14 protein-coding genes are annotated in these 21426 nt (G+C 43.2%); 13 read left to right on the top strand and 1 reads right to left on the bottom strand.

Translation table 11 applies throughout. The features are described from left to right. Positions 1-7 precede the first annotated feature (7 nt). Entirely contained in the window at positions 8-247 is a 240-nt protein-coding gene (locus ACQKFO_RS01720) for a DUF2627 domain-containing protein (RefSeq protein WP_427596587.1), read from the bottom strand. A gap of 133 nt (positions 248-380) precedes the next feature. On the opposite strand from ACQKFO_RS01720, the gene ACQKFO_RS01725 reads away from it, so the two are divergent. From ACQKFO_RS01725 to ACQKFO_RS01785, 13 genes are all read left to right on the top strand, one after another. After that, positions 381-2450, top strand: coding sequence for a sigma 54-interacting transcriptional regulator (locus tag ACQKFO_RS01725; RefSeq protein WP_427597763.1), 2070 nt, complete (start codon positions 381-383; stop codon positions 2448-2450). Between the two features lie 136 nt (positions 2451-2586). After that, positions 2587-3495 (top strand): phosphate butyryltransferase, encoded by a 909-nt coding sequence (yqiS, locus tag ACQKFO_RS01730; protein ID WP_427596588.1) that lies wholly within the window; start codon positions 2587-2589, stop codon positions 3493-3495. A 40-nt stretch (positions 3496-3535) separates the two neighbouring features. After that, positions 3536-4633, top strand: coding sequence for a branched-chain amino acid dehydrogenase (gene bcd, locus ACQKFO_RS01735; protein WP_148969571.1), 1098 nt, complete (start codon positions 3536-3538; stop codon positions 4631-4633). A gap of 136 nt (positions 4634-4769) precedes the next feature. Further along, positions 4770-5891 (top strand): butyrate kinase, encoded by a 1122-nt coding sequence (gene buk, locus ACQKFO_RS01740; RefSeq protein WP_427596589.1) that lies wholly within the window; start codon positions 4770-4772, stop codon positions 5889-5891. A 19-nt stretch (positions 5892-5910) separates the two neighbouring features. After that, complete coding sequence (gene lpdA / locus ACQKFO_RS01745) at positions 5911-7335, top strand: dihydrolipoyl dehydrogenase (protein ID WP_427596590.1); 1425 nt, start codon at positions 5911-5913, stop codon at positions 7333-7335. Positions 7336-7445: 110 nt separating this feature from the next. Continuing rightward, positions 7446-8444: a thiamine pyrophosphate-dependent dehydrogenase E1 component subunit alpha gene (locus ACQKFO_RS01750; protein WP_148969568.1), complete on the top strand. Its 999-nt coding sequence runs from the start codon at positions 7446-7448 to the stop codon at positions 8442-8444. Positions 8445-8458: 14 nt separating this feature from the next. Beyond that, positions 8459-9442 (top strand): alpha-ketoacid dehydrogenase subunit beta, encoded by a 984-nt coding sequence (locus tag ACQKFO_RS01755; protein ID WP_148969567.1) that lies wholly within the window; start codon positions 8459-8461, stop codon positions 9440-9442. Positions 9443-9486: 44 nt separating this feature from the next. Beyond that, positions 9487-10806 (top strand): dihydrolipoamide acetyltransferase family protein, encoded by a 1320-nt coding sequence (locus ACQKFO_RS01760; protein WP_427596591.1) that lies wholly within the window; start codon positions 9487-9489, stop codon positions 10804-10806. A gap of 511 nt (positions 10807-11317) precedes the next feature. Then, entirely contained in the window at positions 11318-15667 is a 4350-nt protein-coding gene (locus ACQKFO_RS01765) for a S8 family serine peptidase (RefSeq protein ID WP_427596592.1), read from the top strand. A gap of 211 nt (positions 15668-15878) precedes the next feature. Next, positions 15879-17660, top strand: coding sequence for a methylmalonyl-CoA mutase family protein (locus ACQKFO_RS01770; RefSeq protein WP_427596593.1), 1782 nt, complete (start codon positions 15879-15881; stop codon positions 17658-17660). After that, positions 17647-19803, top strand: coding sequence for a methylmalonyl-CoA mutase (gene scpA / locus ACQKFO_RS01775; RefSeq protein WP_427596594.1), 2157 nt, complete (start codon positions 17647-17649; stop codon positions 19801-19803). The genes ACQKFO_RS01770 and scpA overlap by 14 nt, the downstream gene beginning before the upstream one ends. Further along, complete coding sequence (gene meaB, locus ACQKFO_RS01780) at positions 19803-20840, top strand: methylmalonyl Co-A mutase-associated GTPase MeaB (RefSeq protein WP_427596595.1); 1038 nt, start codon at positions 19803-19805, stop codon at positions 20838-20840. Before scpA ends, meaB begins: the two co-directional genes overlap by 1 nt. A 117-nt stretch (positions 20841-20957) precedes the next feature. Further along, positions 20958-21395 carry a BrxA/BrxB family bacilliredoxin gene (locus ACQKFO_RS01785; RefSeq protein ID WP_427596596.1) on the top strand — a complete coding sequence of 146 codons (438 nt, stop codon included), beginning with the start codon at positions 20958-20960 and terminating at the stop codon, positions 21393-21395. The last annotated feature ends 31 nt before the right edge of the window (positions 21396-21426 follow it).

Consider the following 21426-nt stretch of genomic DNA (forward strand, 5'->3'; position numbering starts at 1 on the left):
TATTACGCTAGCTTTTTTTAGTGAATCGGGACTGTACTTTATTCCTTTTTCGGTCACGGTGGAGAACAAATCCCGCAATAAAACCGAGACCGCAAATAAAGAATAGCAACCCGATAATGAATTGCAGCCATAAAAAAGGAATGGGTGACTGCAGAATACCAAATAACATATCTCTCATCAATTTAATCCCCAGTGCGGCAAGTGCGCCAGGAATCAACATTATAATAAGGGCAATTAGTCGGACCATGAGGTGCATAACTCCTTTTTAGCTTCCATACTAAAATTTTAACTCCAACTAGAAAATTGTCAAGTTTAGAAAAGTAGTGTAACATTATGTTTGTGAAAAAAATTGCAGGTATTGATAGTCGGGGTGAAAAATGTTGCAAGAAGTTCTAATTGTCGGTGGGGGTAAAGGTGGAACTGCGATCTTAAAGATCCTCCACGAAGCTTCAGTCATGAAAGTGATTGCAGTTGTAGACCTAAATGAAAACGCTTCAGGTATTTTGTTGGCTAAAGAGCTGGGGATACCAGTTGGTACGGATTGGCGACAATTCCTGAATGATACTGTTGATATCGTCATTGAAGTGACCGGTGAACAAAAAGTGTTTGAAGATATAAGGGATAAACGAGGGAAGAATACAGTCATTATTCCAGGCAGTGTTGCCTTCCTTATCTCAAAGCTTCTGGAAGAAAAGGAAGATCTCATCCATCAATTAACAAGTGAGTCGTTTAAAAGAGATCTTATCTTTAACTCGACTGATGATGGTATGGTCGGTATTGATGATCAAGGAAGTGTGATGCTCTATAATAAAAGCGCAGAGCGGATGATCGGGAAGCAGCAGGATGACGTTATCGGGATGCATATCTCCGAAGTGATACCTGAAAGTAAATTAACCACCACGATGGAAACACGGCGTACTGAAACCAATCAAGAAGTGGTGTTAGATAATGGGCTGAAGATCATCTCCAATCGTATTCCGATGATCACCGACAATGATGAAATCATTGGTGCTTTTTCTGTGTTTAAAGACATAACGGAGGTCGTGAATCTTGCAGAGGAGATAACGAACCTCAAAGAAATTCAGACCATGCTCGAAGCTATCATCCATTCCAGCGATGATGCAATTTCTGTAGTCGACGAAGAGGGGAAAGGGATATTAATTAACCCTGCCTATACACGAATCACAGGACTGACCCAAGAAGAAGTAATCGGAAAACCGGCAACAGCAGATATTTCCGAAGGTGAGAGTATTCACTTGAAAGTCCTGCAAACAAGAAGAGCCATCAGGGGAACAAGAATGCGTGTTGGCCCGAAACGTAAAGAAGTAATCGTTAACGTAGCTCCTATCATAGTAAATAATAAGCTCAAGGGCAGTGTCGGTGTCATCCATGATATGTCTGAGATTCAGTCACTCACCCAGGAGTTAGATCGCGCGAGAAGAATCATTCGGACCCTTGAAGCAAAGTATATGTTTGAAGATATCATCGGGGACTCAGAGGAAATGATGATTGCTGTAGAACAAGCTAAATTAGGGGCGAAAACGCCTGCCACTGTTCTTCTGCGGGGTGAATCCGGTACGGGTAAAGAATTATTTGCACACGCGATACATAATGCAAGTGATCGAAAGTTCAACAAATTCCTGAGGGTCAATTGTGCTGCATTATCGGAGAATCTATTGGAAAGTGAATTATTTGGATATGAAGAAGGTGCCTTTTCCGGAGCAAAGCGAGGAGGTAAACGAGGATTATTTGAAGAAGCAAATAATGGCAGCATATTCCTGGATGAAATTGGAGAGTTAAGCGCCAACACTCAAGCCAAGTTACTAAGGGTCCTGCAGGAGAACGAAATTGTCCGGGTAGGGGGGACAAAATCCATCCAGATTAATGTCCGGGTCATCGCGGCGACGAATGTGAATTTGGAAAAAGGAATAGCCGACGGTTCTTTCAGAGAAGATCTTTACTACCGGCTCAACCGAATGCCGATTCAAATACCTCCTCTGAGACATCGTAAATCAGATATTCCGCTCATTTCTGAAACCTTGATTACCAAGATCAACCAGGATTACGGTAGAAATGTTGAAGGGGTTACAGAGGAAGCTATGAACAAGTTAATGAATTACCATTGGCCGGGGAATGTTAGAGAGCTAGAGAATGTATTGGGAAGAGCGATTATCTTTATGAACTACAACGAAGTGAAGATAGATAGCAACCATTTACCTCAACTGGAGAATACATCTAAGAGCCACGTTAAAGAGGTTGCTGCTGTTGCCTCGGGAAACATCAAGGATTTGGCCACTCAAGTAGAACAATATGAAAAAAATATAATCCAGAAGGTTTTGGAGCAGAATAATGGTAACAAAACGGCAGCAGCCAAAGCGTTAAGTGTTTCAGTGCGAAATTTGTATTATAAAATTGAAAAATATAACATTGAAATAACTAGCATGAAATAATTTGCGTGGTATGAAAAAAATTGCATGGTTGAATATGTGGAAATGAAGCGTTTTCAACACTTTAAAAGTTGGCACGGTTCTTGCATATAGATTAATGGGAACATAATAACAGAAAAAAGGGGTTGAAACGACATACATGAATCTACAATCTTTGGTGGAAAAAGCAACCCAGATAGAAAATTCCACTGTAGCGGTTGCAGCTGCAGAAGATAAAGAAGTCCTTGGGGCTGTCGCGATGGCAGTTGAAAAAAACATGGCCAAATTTTTATTATTTGGTGATAAAGAAGAAATTCTCTCTCTTTTAGAAGAGGTTGCGCCGCAGCTTCGATCACACGGCAACATTAAAATCAAGCATGCTTTTTCTCCACAGAAAGCTGCGGAACTTGCTGTGAAGGCTGTAAAGGAAAATGAAGCAAGTGCTTTAATGAAAGGGAATGTTCCTACTGCTGTCATATTAAAGGCAGTGTTAAATAAAGAGTGGGGACTCCGTACAGGAAATGTATTATCACATGTCGCAGCTTTTGAGGTGGCTGGGTTCGATAGATTGACATTTATTACGGATGCAGCGATGAACATTGCACCTGATCTGCAGCAAAAAGCGCAAATTATTGAAAATGCCGTTGGAATTGCCCGATCAATCGGTGTCAACCATCCGAAAGTTGCCCCGATAGCCGCGGTTGAAGTAGTGAATCCGGCCATGCAGGCAACAGTGGATGCCGCTTCCCTTACAATGATGAATCAAAGAGGTCAGATTCGTCATTGTGCCGTCGATGGACCATTAGCCCTTGATAATGCAGTTTCTCATCACGCTGCCGAACATAAAGGGATTGAAAGTGACGTCGCAGGACAAGCAGATATCCTGCTCGTTCCGAATATCGAAACGGGTAATGCCCTTTACAAGTCCCTGATTTATTTTGCGAAAGCGAAAGTCGGGGCAGTGATTGCGGGAGCAAAAGCACCAATCGTGTTAACATCCAGAGCAGACAGTGCAGAAAGTAAATTATATTCATTGGCACTGGCCATATGCTCTGCTTCAAATAAATAAAGATACATCAAACATAATTAGACTTTAGGGGGAAATAAAAATGAAAATTTTCAGCTATATGGAACAATATGATTATGAGCAATTGGTATTCTGTCAAGATGAAGCATCAGGGTTGAAAGCGATCATCGCGATTCATGATACAACTCTTGGACCTGCACTTGGAGGAACTCGTATGTGGACATACGAATCTGAAGAAGCAGCGATTGAAGATGCTCTGCGTCTTGCAAAAGGTATGACGTACAAAAATGCAGCTGCCGGACTTAACTTAGGTGGAGGGAAAACGGTTATCATCGGTGACCCTCGCAAAGATAAGAATGAAGAAATGTTCCGTGCGTTTGGTCGATACATCCAGGGATTAAACGGTCGTTATATTACAGCTGAAGATGTTGGTACTACAGTTGCTGATATGGACTTGATTCATGAAGAAACAGACTATGTTACAGGTATTTCACCAGCCTTTGGTTCTTCTGGTAACCCATCTCCTGTTACGGCTTATGGAGTATACCGTGGAATTAAAGCTGCAGCGAAAGAAGCCTTTGGAACAGATTCACTGGAAGGAAAAACAATTGCCGTTCAAGGAATCGGTAACGTTGCGTACAATATGTGCCGCCATCTTCACGAAGAAGGAGCAAATCTGATCGTTACAGACATCAATAAAGAAGCTGTTCAGCGTGCTGTTGATGAATTCGGGGCAAAAGCGGTTGATATCAACGAAATTTATGGAGTTGACTGTGACATCTTTGCACCATGTGCTCTAGGAGCGATCATCAATGACGAAACCATTCCTCAGCTAAAAGCAAAAGTCATTGCAGGGGCTGCGAATAACCAATTAAAAGAAACTCGTCATGGTGACGCAATTCATGAGATGGGTATCGTTTATGCACCTGACTATGTCATCAATGCTGGTGGAGTTATCAACGTAGCGGATGAATTATACGGCTACAATAGTGAAAGAGCGATGAAAAAAGTGGAGCAAGTGTACAACAACGTTGAGCGGGTTATTGAAATCGCTAAACGTGATAATGTTCCAACTTACGTAGCTGCTGATCGTATGGCGGAAGAAAGAATCGAGAAAATGCGCCGTTCAAGAAGCCAGTTCTTACAAAACGGTCAACATATTTTAAGCAGACGTGGATAATTAGAAGAAAAAACGCTTTACTTCTATAAAGAGTAGAGCGTTTCTTCCCTGTAAATGCGAACATCGAACAGATTAAGGGGTTATCTATCATAGGGGAAAAATTCAACGTACAAACATTACAATAATAGCTACCCAAATGGAGGTAACAACAGTGCAAGAAAACAAACATCGAATATTAGTCATTAACCCTGGATCGACATCAACCAAAATTGGTGTTTTCGATGATGATCGATCTATCTTTGAAAAGACGATTCGTCATGATACAGAAAAGATCAATGAATTCCCAACTATTATTGATCAGTATGAATTCAGAAAGGATACCATTCTTCAAACGTTAGATGAAGAAGGGATCAACATTTCAAAACTAAGTGCTGTTTGTGGCCGTGGGGGCCTTCTTAGACCGATAGAAGGCGGCACCTACTTAGTGAATGATGACATGCTGAAGGACCTTAGAGAAGGATTCTCAGGTCAGCATGCTTCAAACCTTGGTGGGATTTTAGCATTTGAAATTGCCTCTGGATTAAACATTCCGTCATATATTGTCGACCCTGTCGTAGTGGACGAGCTACAATCACTTGCCCGGGTTTCAGGTTTTTCACTCATTGAAAGAAAGAGTATTTTCCATGCGTTAAATCAGAAAGCGGTAGCAAGAAGAGTCGCAAAGGAACTCGGAAAGAAATATGAGGACCTAAACCTGATCATCACTCATATGGGCGGTGGAATTACCGTCGGTGCCCACCGCAATGGGAAAGTGGTGGATGTGAATAATGGTCTGCATGGCGATGGCCCATTCAGTCCTGAAAGAGCAGGTACTGTTCCAGCGGGTGATTTAGTTGACCTATGCTTTTCAGGTGATTATTACCGTGATGAAATCATGAAGAAACTCGTGGGTCAAGGGGGCTTAGTCGGTTATCTTGGAACTAACGATGCAGTAAAAGTAGAGAAGATGATTGAAAATGGCGATGAAAATGCCAAAGCAGTGTACGATGCGATGGCGTATCAAATTGCAAAAGAGATCGGGTCAGCAAGTGCCGTCCTTAATGGGAAAGTAGACGCCATAGTGTTAACGGGTGGCCTTGCTTACGGTAAAGAGTTTGTTAAAGCGATAAGCAATCGAATCAATTGGATAGCAGATGTCGTGATTCAACCAGGAGAAAATGAACTGCAAGCTCTTGCGGAAGGGGCATTGAGGGTCTTGCGAAGTGAAGAAGACTATAAGGTGTACCCTGGAAATGTAAAAGAAGAAGCAAGAGTATAAGAGCAAGGAGGACTCAAGATTGGCAGAAGAATATGATTTAGTCATTCTAGGGGGAGGCACAGGTGGCTATGTAGCCGCCATTCGTGCTTCTCAACTTGGATTAAAAACAGCAATCGTTGAAAAGGGAAAACTGGGGGGAACATGCTTACACAAAGGATGTATACCCAGTAAAGCCCTTCTTCGCAGTGCTGAAGTATATGCTACAGCTAAACACAGTGAAGACTTTGGTGTGAAAATCAATGGAGTGGAGTTAGATTTCACAAAAGTTCAATCTAGAAAAGACGGGATCGTTGAACAGCTTCACAAAGGAGTTCAACACTTGATGAAACAAGGCAAGATCGATGTCTTTGAAGGCCTTGGACGTATTTTAGGACCTTCTATTTTCTCCCCGATGCCTGGGACGATTTCGGTTGAAATGAACAATGGGGAAGATAATGCTATGTTGATCCCTAAGAATGTGATCGTTGCTACAGGTTCCAGACCTCGTTCATTACCGGGACTTGATATTGATGGAGAATACGTATTATCCTCAGATGAAGCGCTTTCACTTGAAGCTCTTCCAAAATCGATCATCATCGTTGGCGGAGGAGTCATCGGTATTGAGTGGGCCTCTATGCTGTCTGACTTTGATGTAGAGGTAACCGTTGTGGAATATGCCGATAAAATCGTACCAACCGAAGACCATGAGATATCTAAAGAAATGCAGCGTCTAATGAAGAAAAAAGGCGTCAAAATCGTGACAAGTGCAAAAGTGCTTCCTGAATCCTTAGAAAAAGGGGACGGAGAGGTCACCATTAAAGCTGAACATAAAGGAGAAGAAAAAGCCTTTACAGCAGAGAAGATCCTTGTATCTGTAGGAAGACAAGCGAATGTTGAAGGTATTGGCTTAGAGAACACAGATATTAAAATGGAAAAAGGCTTTATTGAAGTGAATGATTTCTTCCAAACAAAGGAATCTCATATTTATGCGATAGGGGATGTCATCGGTGGACTTCAATTAGCTCATGTTGCATCTCACGAAGGAATCACAGCAGTGGAACATATGGCGAATGAGAAGCCGCATCCTATTGACTATTCCCTCATTTCAAAATGCATCTACAGTAATCCTGAAATTGCAAGCGTAGGGATTACTGAGCAGGAAGCGAAAGAAAAGGGATATAACCTGAAGACCGGAAAATTCAGTTTCAGAGCAATTGGGAAAGCACTTGTTTATGGTGAATCGGATGGATTCGTCAAGATCATTGCAGACAAGGATACCGATGATATTCTTGGCGTACACATGATTGGTCCGCATGTAACGGACATGATTTCAGAAGCGGGACTTGCTAAAGTATTGGACGCAACCCCATGGGAAATCGCGCACACAATCCACCCTCATCCATCCCTGTCAGAAGCGATCGGAGAGGCAGCCCTTGCTGTAGATGGAAAGGCAATTCACTCATAGAAACGTGTAGCCTACTGTTCTTGAACTACAAGTAGACAATTAATTTCAATAGGGAAGGTAGAGGTCCTCTCTACCTTTCCAACCATTAGATTGTGTAGGAGGTAAACAAAATGGCAGAAAATCGTCATGAAGAGTTAGGACTTTCCAATGAGAAAGTATTAGAAATGTATGAAACAATGCTGCTTGCCAGAAAAATCGATGAGCGCATGTGGTTACTGAACCGTTCGGGTAAAATCCCATTTGTAATTTCATGTCAAGGTCAAGAAGCGGCTCAAGTTGGTGCTGCATTTGCTTTAGACCGTGAAAAGGATTATGTACTTCCGTACTATCGTGACATGGGTGTTGTATTAACATTCGGAATGACTGCCCAGGAATTAATGTTATCAGGTTTTGCTAAAGCAGAAGATCCAAACTCAGGTGGACGTCAAATGCCTGGTCACTTTGGTCAAAAGAAAAATAATATCGTAACGGGTTCATCTCCTGTAACCACTCAAGTGCCACATGCCGTTGGGATCGCACTTGCCGGCAAAATGGAGAAGAAGGATGTTGTGACGTTTGTGACGTTCGGTGAAGGATCTTCCAACCAGGGAGATTTCCACGAAGGCGCAAACTTTGCAGGTGTACATAAACTTCCTGTCATTTTTATGTGTGAAAACAATAAATATGCGATTTCGGTTCCGATTGAAAAACAATTAGCTTGTGAGAAAGTGTCCGATCGTGCCATTGGTTATGGAATGCCTGGAATCACGGTTGATGGAAATGACCCAATCGAAGTATATAAAGCGGTCAAGGAAGCAGCGGATCGTGGCCGTCGTGGAGAGGGTCCAACTCTTGTTGAAACAGTTTCTTACCGTTTAACTCCTCACTCCTCTGATGATGACGATCGAAGCTATCGCTCTCCGGACGAAGTGGCAAAAGCGAAAACAAACGATCCAATCATTACGTTCGGGGCTTATCTGAAAGAGACAGGAGTTATGAACGATGACATTGAAAAAGAAATTAATGATCGCATTATGAAGCTCGTGAACGAAGCAACGGATTATGCAGAAAACGCTCCATATGCTGAAGCAGAATCAGCGATGAAGTATGTTTATGCAGAAGAGAAGTAAGGGGGAATTCAATCATGCCAGTAATTTCATATATTGATGCCGTAACAATGGCCATTAGAGAAGAAATGGAACGTGATGAGAAAGTATTCGTTCTTGGAGAAGACGTAGGGAAAAAAGGTGGAGTATTCAAAGCGACTCACGGATTGTATGATCAATTTGGAGAAGACCGCGTCATCGATACACCACTTGCAGAATCAGCTATTGCCGGAGTTGGAATCGGAGCTGCCATGTATGGTATGAGACCGATTGCAGAAATGCAGTTCGCTGATTTTATCATGCCTGCTGTGAACCAAATCATTTCTGAAGCATCACGTATTCGTTATCGCTCGAATAATGATTGGAGCTGTCCAATGGTTATTCGTGCTCCATACGGTGGTGGGGTCCACGGAGCACTTTATCACTCTCAATCCGTTGAGGCGGTTTTCGCTAATCAGCCAGGATTGAAAATAGTCATGCCTTCTACTCCTTATGATGTGAAAGGCTTGCTGAAAGCGGCGATCCGCGACGAAGATCCAGTATTATTCTTCGAACACAAACGTGCTTACCGTCTAATTAAGGGAGAAGTACCTGATGATGATTATACTCTCCCAATCGGAAAAGCAGACGTGAAGCGTGAAGGGGAAGACATCACAGTCATCACTTACGGCTTGTGTGTTCACTTTGCTCTTCAAGCAGCAGAAAAGCTTGCCCAAGACGGAATTGAGGCGCACATCCTTGATTTACGTACGATCTATCCATTAGATAAAGAAGCGATCATTGAAGCAGCTTCTAAAACAGGCAAAGTTCTGCTCGTGACAGAAGATAATAAAGAAGGAAGCATCATGGGTGAGGTTTCTGCGATTATCGCTGAAAATTGTTTATTCGAGCTTGATGCTCCAATCAAACGCCTTGCTGGTCCTGACGTTCCTTCAATGCCGTATGCACCAACAATGGAAAAATACTTTATGATTAACCCGGACAAAGTAGAAAAAGCAATGCGTGAACTTGCAGAATTTTAATCACAGTCAACACCAATTAAACGCACAGTAAGGAGGGTTCCTCATTGGGTATTGAAAATATGAAAATGCCTCAGCTAGGGGAAAGTGTTACAGAAGGTACAATTAGTAAATGGTTGGTGTCACCTGGTGATACCGTTAATAAATATGATCCGATTGCAGAAGTTCAAACGGATAAAGTAAATGCAGAAGTGCCATCATCCTTCACAGGTACCATTAAGGAATTGATTGCAGACGAAGGAGATACTCTTGAAGTAGGGGAAATCATTTGTTCGATCGAAGTGGAAGGTGAAGGTTCTGCACCTGTTGAAGAAACTCCGAAAGAAGAGCCTAAGAAGGCAGCGGATGAAGCACCTCAAACAGCACCTAAAGTGAAGGCTCCAAGTAAAGATAGTGGGAATAAAGCAAGATATTCTCCTGCAGTGTTAAAGCTATCTCAGGAGCATGATATTGATCTGAATCAAGTAGAAGGCACTGGAAACGGCGGCCGTATCACTCGTAAAGATCTAAAGAAGGTCATTGAGTCAGGTAATATTCCAAAAGCAGGAGAGGCTCCGGCACCTAAGGCTGAAGCTCCGGCTCCTCAGCAAGCACCTGTGAAAGAGCAATCAGCTCAACAACCGGCCAAGCAATCGGCACCTGCAGCGAACGTTCCTGTTGTACCTGGTGACATTGAAATCCCGGTTTCGGGAATTCGTAAAGCCATCGCATCAAACATGGTTCGCAGCAAGCATGAAGCTCCTCACGCTTGGACGATGATGGAAGTGGATGTTACCAACCTTGTTGACTATAGAAATTCCCTTAAGACTGAATTCAAGCAGCGTGAAGGTTTTAATCTGACATTCTTCGCATTCTTTGTGAAAGCTGTAGCGCAAGCCCTTAAAGAGTATCCGCAAATCAACTCTATGTGGGCAGGGGACAAGATTGTTCAAAAGAAAGACATCAATCTTTCCATTGCAGTGGCCACAGATGATGCACTCTATGTGCCTGTGATCAAAAATGCAGACGAAAAGACGATCAAAGGAATTGCAAGAGAAATTACTGAGCTTGCCGGAAAAGTCCGCAGCGGTAAATTGACTTCTCAAGATATGCAGGGAGGCACATTTACAGTTAATAATACCGGGTCATTTGGCTCAGTACAATCGATGGGGATCATTAATTATCCTCAAGCAGCAATCCTTCAGGTGGAGTCGATTGTGAAGCGTCCGGTTGTCATGAACAACGGGATGATTGCAGTTCGTGATATGGTGAACCTGTGTATGTCACTTGATCACCGTGTTCTTGACGGATTGGTATGCGGTAGATTCTTGCAGCGGGTAAAAGAAATCTTAGAAAACACATCAAAAGAAAATACATCTGTATATTAATAGTGACAAGGACTGACCCTGGGTGGTTGGTCCTTTTTTTTTCTATTCCTGGATAGAAAGGATTATAAAAACGAAATGGCAGGCCCAAAGATCCAGGAAATAATGGAAAATTATAACTGAAAGAATATCCAGACAATGAATTTTTTACTATTTATAGGTAGTTTTCCGAGTGCTTTCAAGATCAAATTCCCTCCTATGTCTTCTCTCTCATTTATTCTCTGCTGAATGTGAAATAACAGAGATGCTTCATCCTTTTAACCTATGAGATGTGCATTATAATCCATAATATTCCTCTAGTTATATTTTCTGTGTGACTATATGCATACAAGAAATAGGCGGGAGGGTGACTTTTCTATTAATTTCCGAATATTCAGATTTAATCCGACATAAACTTACAACATTTTACATTGTTATTGGTTATCTTTGGTTTAACACCTACTTTTTACCAAGTAGTGAATCAGGGAGGTGTCGGGTTTACTGAAGGAATCTAAAATTACTGGGAGGGAATTAGATGACAGGTAGAAAGCGTAAAGCAAGATGGTTATCCATTGTACTCACCTTAGTAATGTTTGTCCCATTACTATTTCCATTCAATGCAGGGGCAGCGAATACCTCACAATCAGCTCTGGCTAAAGAAAAACCATCCACTTCAGCAAGCGAAAGCGCAAAGGTAAGTCCACAATCAAAGATCACATCGAAACTACATGATCAATTCAAGAAAGATAAGCACGTCACATACTTAGTGAAGTTCAAGGAGCAGCTTGATACGAAGGCTGTAGCTAAGAAGGCGGCTGAAAAAGCGAAAAAGCAGAAGCTGTCTGCTAACAGCAAAAAATTACTGAAGCGAAATTTGGTCGTTTCCGAGCTTCGTGCCACGGCCCTTGAATCTCAAGCAGAAGTGAAAGAATACTTAACGAAACAGAAGAAGTCCGGTGCAGTAAAAGAAATAAAAGACTTCTATGTTGTAAACGGAATGGCCGTTACTTCCACAAAAGAGGTAATGGATAAAATTTCAACATTTGCTGAAGTTGAGAAAATCTTGCCGAATGAAACGCGTCAGCTCATTCAACCGGCAAAAGTTGAAGATTCAGCCAGCGTTGCAGAAAAAGAAGTCCAAAACAATCCGGCATCGATTGAATGGAATATTGACAGAGTTGGTGCACCTGCGGTTTGGGATATGGGAATTGATGGAGCTGGAACCGTTGTAGCATCGATTGATACAGGTGTTCAATGGAATCATCCGGCTTTACAGGAAAAGTACAGAGGATATGACCCTCAAAATCCTGATGCCCCTGATCATGAATTCAGCTGGTTTGATGCAACAGCAGGGCAAAGTGCACCTTATGATGATCAAGGACACGGTACGCATGTTACAGGAACAATGGTTGGTTCAGAACCTGACGGCAGCAATCAGATCGGCGTCGCTCCCGGAGCAAAGTGGATTGCTGTAAAAGCATTCACGGCAGATGGAGGAACAGATGTTGATTTGTTGGAAGCGGGAGAATGGATTCTTGCTCCTAAGGATGCTGAGGGCAACCCGCATCCGGAGATGGCTCCAGATGTTGTCAATAACTCATGGGGTGGGGGTCCCGGTCTTGATGAGTGGTACCGGGATATGGTGAACGCATGGAGAGCGGCCGAAATATTCCCTGAGTTCTCTGCTGGTAATACAACATTATTTAATCCTGGAGGCCCGGGTTCAATTGCTACACCTGCAAATTACCCTGAGTCATTTGCAACGGGTGCAACGGATATTAATGACAACCTTGGAAGTTTCTCACTGCAGGGTCCTTCTCCATACGAGGAAGTTAAACCTGAAATTTCCGCACCGGGAGTGAATATTCGCTCTTCAGTACCGGGAAGTAACTACGAAGGCGGATGGAATGGTACATCAATGGCGGGTCCTCACGTCTCTGCAGTTGCAGCATTATTGAGACAAGTGGATGCAAGTTTGACGGTTGATGAAATGGAAGAAATCTTAATGTCAACGGCTGTTCCATTGACAGACGGTACTTTCCCTGAAACACCTAATAATGGATATGGTCATGGCTTGGTTAACGCATTCGATGCTGTTTCATCCGTAATGAGCGGTATTGGAAAAGTAGAAGGGCAAGTTTCAAAAGAAGGGGATGACTCTGAAGCTCCAGTAATCAGTCATGAAGCCCCTGGTGAAGCATTTGAAGGAATGAATCTGCCACTACAAGCGGAAGCAAATGATAATGTGAGTGTAACGAATGTTTCATTACATTATCAAAATCAGGATGGTGCTTGGGAATCTGTTGAAGCAACAAGATCTGCAGGTGACTATACATCAGGAACTTATGAGGCTACCATTCCTGGGGAAGCACTGACAGGAGAAAGTGTTACTTATAAATGGTCGGCAATGGACTTTGGCGGAAATGAAGTAGAAACGGATGCCTATTCTGTCACTCTTCTTCCGGGAATCACAGTCGGATATGAGCAGGACTTTGAGTCTTCTCCAAGTGGCTGGAATTCTTATGGCCCAGGAAACAACTGGGAGTGGGGTGTACCGGTAAATGGTCCTGGAGCAGCTACTTCAGGAGAAAAGGTATATGCAACAAGTCTGGATGGTACGTATGACAACAGTGCCAACATGTCCTTACAAATGCCTCCGATCGATTTACCTGAAGGAAATAGCTACTTACAATTCAAGCAGTGGCATGAGCTAGAAAGAAACTATGATTATGGTCATGTGTTTGTATCCACAGATGGTGAAGAGTGGACGCAAGCCCTTCGTGTGAATGGGAATACGGATGGCTGGGTCGACGGAGAAGTGGATCTGAGTCAATTTGCCGGTCAGCGAATCTACATCGCTTTCAATGTTACATCAGATGGAAGTGTTGTGAAACAGGGCTGGTACGTCGACGATGTGAAACTAAGTGCTGAATCGATTCTTCCAGCTAAGAAGATGAACCTTGGATTGAAATCGAAGGATGAGAAGTCATCATCCGTTTCAAAGAAACCGAGTGTAAATCCGAATAAAATCAAAATGGCTAAACATGTAAGCAAAGAAACTCCGGTAGAAGGAAACGTACCAGGACCGGTGCTGCTTCCATTGCAAGCGGAAGTAAGCGTACTGGAAACGGGACGTTCGGTATATACGAACCCTGCCGACGGATCGTACGAAATGACTCATGCAGCCGGTGAGTTTACGCTGCAAGCATCAACCTATGGATTCAGATCAGAAACACAAAGTGTAACGATTGAAGCAGATCAGACATCTAACGCCAATTTTACACTTGAAGAAATTCCTCAAGGGAATATTACGGGAACAGTCACAAATGAAATTTCTGGAGAACCGGTTGAGGGAGCTACTGTCTTCTTACTTGAAGATGCTGTTGTGGAGCCGGTAGAAACGAATGAAAATGGTGAATATGAGCTGGAGGCATATGAAGGTGAGTACACCCTTAAAGTAGTTGCACCTTACTACTATAGTAAGGAAATGACAGTAACAGTTGAAGGTGGAGAAGCCACAAATGCCGATGTTTCATTAGAGCCTTTCATCGGGTATCCCGGTGAAATTGGTTACGATGATGGAACAGCTGAAAACGCACGTGCATTCTATGATGCAGGTAATGGCTGGGCTGTGAAAATGTCTCTTGAAGAAGGCAATGAAACAGCATTGGTTACAGGTGGGTTATTCCGCTTCTGGGATACAGAATGGCCAGTACCGGGAGGAACAGAATTCCAGGTTGCCGTTTATGATGCATCTGGTCCAGATGGCGCTCCTGGTAAGAAACTAGCCGGTCCGTTTGATGGAACTGCTTTACGTAACGGGGAATGGACACATGTAGATCTAAGCCAGCATGGCATCATGGTAGAAGGTGATTTCTACATGGTATACATTCAATCAGCTCCAAATCCGAATGCACCTGGACTTGGAACAGATGAAGATGGCGAATATGCGGCAAGAAGCTGGCAATTCGTCGGAGGCGCATGGTCTCAAGCACCAGAAGACGAAGGGAACTACATGATTCGTGCAACAGTGAATTATGAAGTCACTTCACCAGTCATCACATCACCGAAAGATGGATCATTTACAAATAAGGATTCGGTTACCGTTGAAGGGACTTCTGCCCCGACCACAACCGTTCACCTCTTTAATGGTGACGACGAAGTGGCGACAGCAGAAACGATGGAAGATGGCACCTTCTCTGCGGATGTTTCATTACACGATGGGGAGAACTCGATTACTGCAAAGGCAGCAACCGAACAAGGGATGACGGGACCATCTGAGCCTGTGACCATCACCCTTGATCAAGTGAAGCCTGAACTTGCCATCACGTCTCCTAAAGAAGGCATGAAAACGAATCGTGAAGCCATCACCGTAGAAGGAACGATTGGCGATGAAAATCTTGCCTGGGTAAAAGTAAATGGCGAGAAAGCTTCTGTAAGTGATGGGAAGTTCAGTCATAGATTGCTTCTGAATGAAGGAGAAAATGTCATCCAGGTAGTAGCGAAAGATAAAGCTGGAAACAAAAAGAAACAAAGAGTGACTGTCTTTGCTAAATTTGGTGACATCGCTGTTGAAAATCTTCTCCCTGCTGAAGATAAAGAGCTGAAGAAGGGTGAATCGGTTAAAATCGAATTTGACAGTGAGCCTGGTTTAGATGCTACATTTGTCATCCAGATGCCACTGACAAATGCACGATCCCAAGTAACAAACGCAAATGAGCTTCCAATGATGGAAACATCAGAAGGTCACTACGTTGGTTATTATACTGCCACTTCAAATGTAAAGGCACCTGGAGCACTTATTGAAGTGAAGATTTCCGATGATTATGGAAATGTCACAACGAAACGTGCAGAAGGTAAATTGTATATCAATACAAAGAAATAAAGCTTAAGGGAGGAAGAGTCGACCCCGTCGACTCTTCTTTCTTTTTTGATTCATTTACCAGAGAGATTGAAGAAATACGTTTTCTTTTATATACTAAAATAGTATTAGTATAAATATTTCGAATGTTCAATGCGCACTCAAGCTAGTTAAGTGAAGTTCTTCAGATGTAAATGTAACCGATTACAATCATGCAGGTCGAAAGAGGGGTACTATGAAGCTTAGTGATATGAAAGAACAATCATTCAGTCGACGAACACTTAAAGAATGGCAAGAAGCAGCTGAAATAGCGTTAAAGGGGAAAGGGATTCGTTCCTTACATACGAAAACCTATGAAAATATTGAACTTAAACCGTTATACACGCAGGATGATTTACCAGAAGTGGATAGGGTGAAATCTTATATCCCTAATGTTGAAGGGAAATTGGAGCGGACTCCAAAATGGTTCATCGCTCAACCGGTCAAAAGGGGCACTTGGGAAGAACTCACTTCTGCAATGAAGGATGCATTATCCCGGGGACAGAACTGTGTTGCATTTCAATTAGGTGACTTAGACATAAGTGAAGGGTTCCATCAATTTATTAAAGAAGTCGTTGAGTTAGAGACTCCGGTCTTTTCCATTGAAAAAAAGACAGCACTCTCTATTCAACGAATGATGGAAATTCCTGAACTGAAGGAAATCAGAGGTGTGATGGGCTTTGATCCAATAAATGAAAATCGGGAGCTGTTTGAAGATTGGTTGGAAGTTGTAAAAGATGTAGATGAGCATCTGCCTAATCTGAAGACCATAATCATTGATTCTGCCCAGTATCATAATAGTGGAGGAAGTGCCACGCAGGAATTGGCATACGGCCTGAGTGAAGGGGTCGCTTATATTGAAGCACTTCAGGAAAAGGGATGGACCATAGAAAAGATAGCTGGGAAAATGCATTTTCACTTTTCAGTAGGCAGCCATTTCTTTATGGAAATAGCCAAAATCAGGGCCTTTAAGAAATTGTGGCAAGAAGTATTATCGTCTTATGGACTTTCAGAACAAGCGATCGCTCATTCGGTCAGCTGCAGTGCGGAAACGTCTCAATTGAACAAATCCACACTCGATCCGTATGTCAATATGCTTCGCGGGGGAGGAGAAGCGTTTTCTGCCATTCTTGCAGGGGTGGATTACCTTCTCGTTGCTCCATTCAATGAAGTGAGTGGGGAAGTGAACGCGTTTTCTGAGAGAATTGCCCGGAATACGCAACTGATCCTTGGGGAAGAAGCTCATTTGGATAAAGTGGTCGACCCTGGGGGCGGTTCATATTATGTGGAATGGTTATCAGAAGAGGTAGGTAAGCTTGCATGGAAGGAATTTCAACAGGTCCATGGAGATGGGGGAATCCTTGTCGGTCTGAGAAATGGTACCATTCATGAAAAAATAAATAGAGTGAGAGAGTCACGTATTCATGATTTAGCCACAAGAAAAAACTCGATGATCGGGACGAATATCTATGCAAATCTTGAGGAGACATTTCAAACTCCATCATCTAATAATGTGGGTGAGCGATTGTCGCTTCCTTTTGAAAGATTAAGAGAAAGGACACATAAGCTGACAAGTAAACCGGTGGCAGGTTTAATAGGGTTAGGAAAGCTAAAAACCCATAAGCCCCGCGCTGATTTTGTAAAAGGATTTTTAGCGACGGGGGGCATTCATGCGAATCAAAGTAAAGAGTGCTTCTCTAAGGAAGATATACTTCAATTTGTGGAAGAAACCCGTTATCCATATTATGTGGTTTGTGGAACAGAGGAAGAATATCAACAAAACCTGCCTATGCTGATTGAGTCCATTCATCATATTGATGCGACCATTGTAATTGACGCAGCAGGGAAAATACCTGATGAGCATGAGTGGGTTCGTTTAGGACTGAATGGATCCATTTACAACAAGCAAAACATACTGAAAAAAGTAGATGAGCTATTAACCATCTGGGAGGAGGGAACTGACAATGACAAAGCCTGATTGGCAAGAAATCAACCCTTATTCGAAAGAAGCGAGAAAGAATGATGGGTCTCATACAGGCAGCACCTATGAGACAAATGAGAAGATCATCATAAAATCTCTTTATTCAGAAGAGGACTCAAAAGATATATCCCATGGAGAAGACCTCCCAGGCTTGGCTCCTTATACAAGGGGACCGTACCCTACCATGTATGTGAATCGTCCTTGGACGGTAAGGCAGTATGCAGGATTTTCAACAGCAGAAGAAAGCAACGCCTTTTATAGAAGAAACTTAAGTATGGGGCAGAAAGGTTTGTCTGTCGCTTTTGATTTAGCTACTCATCGTGGTTATGATTCCGATCATCCCCGGGTGGTGGGGGATGTAGGAAAAGCGGGAGTCGCCATCGATTCGATTCTGGATATGAAGATTTTATTTGATGGAATACCCCTTGATCAAATGTCTGTGTCCATGACGATGAACGGAGCGGTGCTGCCCATCCTTGCATTTTATATCGTCACGGCAGAAGAACAGGGCGTTTCGCAGGAGAAGCTGTCCGGTACGATTCAAAATGATATTTTAAAAGAGTATATGGTGCGGAACACCTATATTTATCCTCCTGAAACATCCATGAAGATAATTGCAGACATCTTTGAGTATACGTCCAAACATATGCCGAAGTTTAATAGCATCAGTATTTCCGGGTATCATATGCAAGAAGCGGGAGCGCCTGCCGATATTGAGCTTGCTTACACGTTGGCAGATGGTCTTGAGTATGTGCGGACAGGTCTCAAGGCAGGTATCGATATCGATTCCTTTGCACCAAGACTTTCATTCTTCTGGGCGATTGGCATGAATTATTTCATGGAAGTGGCCAAAATGAGGGCGGCGCGGAGAATCTGGGCAAAAATGATGAAAACATTCAGTCCTGAAAATCCGAAATCGTTGGCGCTCAGAACCCACTCTCAAACGTCCGGATGGAGCTTAACGGAGCAGGATCCGTATAATAATGTCATTCGTACTTTACTTGAGGCGCACGCGGCTGCTATGGGTCATACACAATCCCTTCATACCAATGCATTGGACGAAGCGATCGCCCTGCCGACAGACTTCTCTGCACGGATCGCACGTAATACACAACTATACCTTCAAGAGGAAACCGCTATTACCAAAGTGATTGATCCATGGGCCGGTTCACATTATGTTGAATCCTTGACCGATCAGTTGATAGAGAAGGCCTGGGAGCATATCGAAGAAATCGAAGAGCTTGGCGGAATGACCAAGGCCATTGAAACCGGATTGCCGAAGATGCGGATCGAGGAAGCGGCTGCGAGAAGACAGGCAATGATTGATTCCGGGGATGAAGCGATTGTCGGGGTAAATAAGTATCGCCTGGACAAAGAAGACCCGATTGAAACGCTGGATATAGATAATACAGTTGTAAGACAAAAGCAAATTGAGCGAATTCAAATGCTTAAAGAAGAACGAAATGAGAATAGAGTAACCGAAACCCTTGAGGCATTAACGCTTGTAGCAGAAACAGGAGAAGGGAATCTACTTGAAAAAGCGGTAGAGGCAGCGAGAGCCCGGGCGACACTTGGAGAAATATCTGATAGCATTGAAAAAGTATCAGGACGACATAAAGCAACGATCCGGAGTATAAGTGGGGTGTACAGCTCGAACTTTTCAAATGAACAAGAAATCAACGTCGTGAAAGAGATGACAGAAGAATTTTTGGAAAACGAAGGAAGAAGACCGCGTATCCTGATTGCAAAGATGGGTCAGGACGGGCATGACAGAGGTGCTAAGGTGATTAGCACGGCGTTCGCAGACCTCGGCTTCGATGTGGATATCGGACCATTGTTCCAGACGCCTGCAGAAACGGCTCTGCAAGCAGTCGAAAATGACGTGCATGTCATCGGTGTAAGTTCACTGGCCGCAGGACATAAAACACTCCTTCCTCAACTGGTAGCGGAACTGAAGAAATTAGGCAGAGAAGACATTCTCGTTGTCATTGGTGGAGTGATTCCCGCTAAGGATTATGACTTCCTATTGAATAACGGAGCCTCTGCCGTTTTTGGACCAGGAACGATCATACCCGTTGCTGCACAAAAAGTCATCAAAGAAATTTATGAAATGCTGGGCTATGAGGAAGTGGCTGAATAATGGCAGAGAATGATTCAGGGCGAAAGAAGCGGTTTGTGAAGAAGAAAAAGGATTCTGTATCGATTCCCGAATTAAAGGACGGGGTCTTGAAAGGCGACCGTAGCTCCTTGGCGAAGGCCATCACGCTGATTGAAAGCAATGCAGAACAGCATTATGCCATGGGACAGGAACTGTTGCAGGAGCTCCTTCCCTATACGGGTAAAAGTTTTCGGATCGGCATTACAGGTGTGCCGGGAGCCGGTAAAAGTACATTCATAGAAGCGTTCGGGGAAATGTTATGTGAGCAGGGTCTCCGGGTTGCCGTCCTTGCGATTGATCCCAGCTCTTCCATTTCCGGTGGCAGTATTCTGGGGGATAAAACAAGGATGGAACAATTATCGAAAAACCCCCATGCTTTTGTAAGACCTTCCCCCACTGCAGGAACACTTGGTGGAGTACACCGGAAAACCAGTGAAACCCTTCTCTTATGCGAAGCGGCCGGATATGATCTGATGATCATTGAAACCGTTGGAGTCGGTCAGAGTGAAGTGATGGTGAGGCAAATGGTGGATTTCTTCCTCCTGCTCGTCATCACTGGAGCGGGGGACGAGCTTCAAGGAATGAAAAAGGGGATCATGGAGCTTGCCGATGCATTACTTGTCAACAAAGCGGATGGAGAAAATAAACCTCTCGCTGAGAAAACAAAAAGAGAGCTGAACCAAATCCTCCACTTCTTGACTCCCGCAACTAAAGGTTGGAGCTCAAAGGCTTATACCTGTTCTGCCTTGAAAAATGAGGGATTAAAAGAGATGTGGAATGTGATCCGACAGTTTGAGAAGCAATCAAAAGAACAGGGAGTCTTTGAAGAAAGGCGACTTCTCCAAAAGCAGGAATGGTTTCATACGATGTTGAAAGAAAGAATCCTGTCAGATTTCTTTTACCATAAGGATATAAAGTCTGCACTTCCACACATGGAAGGGCGTGTGAAGGAAGGGGACTATACCACTTCTCAGGCAGTAGAAGAATTGCTTAAGCGATATAAGGGCGCAATTCATTGACGGGTTTAGTTATTTTTAATTGAAACATAGGGTTTGAAATTGTTATGATAGGAGTACATCAAAATTCCTGTTTTTAGGGAGAATGATTAAGTCAGCGATTAAAAGGAGAGTTCAAGCATGGATATAGATTTCAATTTATTAATGAATGATGTTGTTCGCCAGGCTCGTCAAGAAATCGAACAAGCCGGTTATACTCAGTTAACAACAGAAGAAGAAGTAGATCAAGCTTTCACTAAAGAAGGCACCACACTCGTTATGATTAACTCCGTTTGTGGTTGCGCCGGAGGAATCGCACGTCCAGCAGCAGCTCATTCCATTCATTATGATAAACGACCAGATCAATTAGTAACCGTATTCGCCGGCCAGGATAAAGAAGCCACTGCAAAAGCGCGCAGCTACTTTACCGGTTATCCGCCATCTTCACCGTCATTTGCTCTATTAAAAGACGGAAAGCTATTGACGATGGTAGAAAGACATGAAATTGAAGGTCACGACCCGATGTCGGTTGTGAACAAAATTCAATCGTACTTCGATCAGTATTGTGAAGAAGTGTAAGTAAGATGAAAATAGCCCGTCTGGTTTCTCA

The organism is Rossellomorea sp. NPDC071047, assembly GCF_050270195.1.
Lineage (GTDB): Bacteria > Bacillota > Bacilli > Bacillales > Bacillaceae_B > Rossellomorea.

Bases quoted from the DNA above. Each gene is read 5' to 3' on its own strand.
- ACQKFO_RS01770 (WP_427596593.1), top strand. From the start codon at position 15,879: ATGAAGCTTAGTGATATGAAAGAACAATCATTCAGTCGACGAACACTT.
- ACQKFO_RS01755 (WP_148969567.1), top strand. From the start codon at position 8,459: ATGCCAGTAATTTCATATATTGATGCCGTAACAATGGCCATTAGAGAA.
- ACQKFO_RS01785 (WP_427596596.1), top strand. From the start codon at position 20,958: ATGGATATAGATTTCAATTTATTAATGAATGATGTTGTTCGCCAGGCT.
- buk (WP_427596589.1), top strand. From the start codon at position 4,770: ATGGAGGTAACAACAGTGCAAGAAAACAAACATCGAATATTAGTCATT.
- yqiS (WP_427596588.1), top strand. From the start codon at position 2,587: ATGAATCTACAATCTTTGGTGGAAAAAGCAACCCAGATAGAAAATTCC.
- ACQKFO_RS01750 (WP_148969568.1), top strand. From the start codon at position 7,446: ATGGCAGAAAATCGTCATGAAGAGTTAGGACTTTCCAATGAGAAAGTA.
- ACQKFO_RS01765 (WP_427596592.1), top strand. From the start codon at position 11,318: ATGACAGGTAGAAAGCGTAAAGCAAGATGGTTATCCATTGTACTCACC.
- scpA (WP_427596594.1), top strand. From the start codon at position 17,647: ATGACAAAGCCTGATTGGCAAGAAATCAACCCTTATTCGAAAGAAGCG.
- bcd (WP_148969571.1), top strand. From the start codon at position 3,536: ATGAAAATTTTCAGCTATATGGAACAATATGATTATGAGCAATTGGTA.
- ACQKFO_RS01720 (WP_427596587.1), bottom strand. From the start codon at position 247: ATGGTCCGACTAATTGCCCTTATTATAATGTTGATTCCTGGCGCACTT.
- meaB (WP_427596595.1), top strand. From the start codon at position 19,803: ATGGCAGAGAATGATTCAGGGCGAAAGAAGCGGTTTGTGAAGAAGAAA.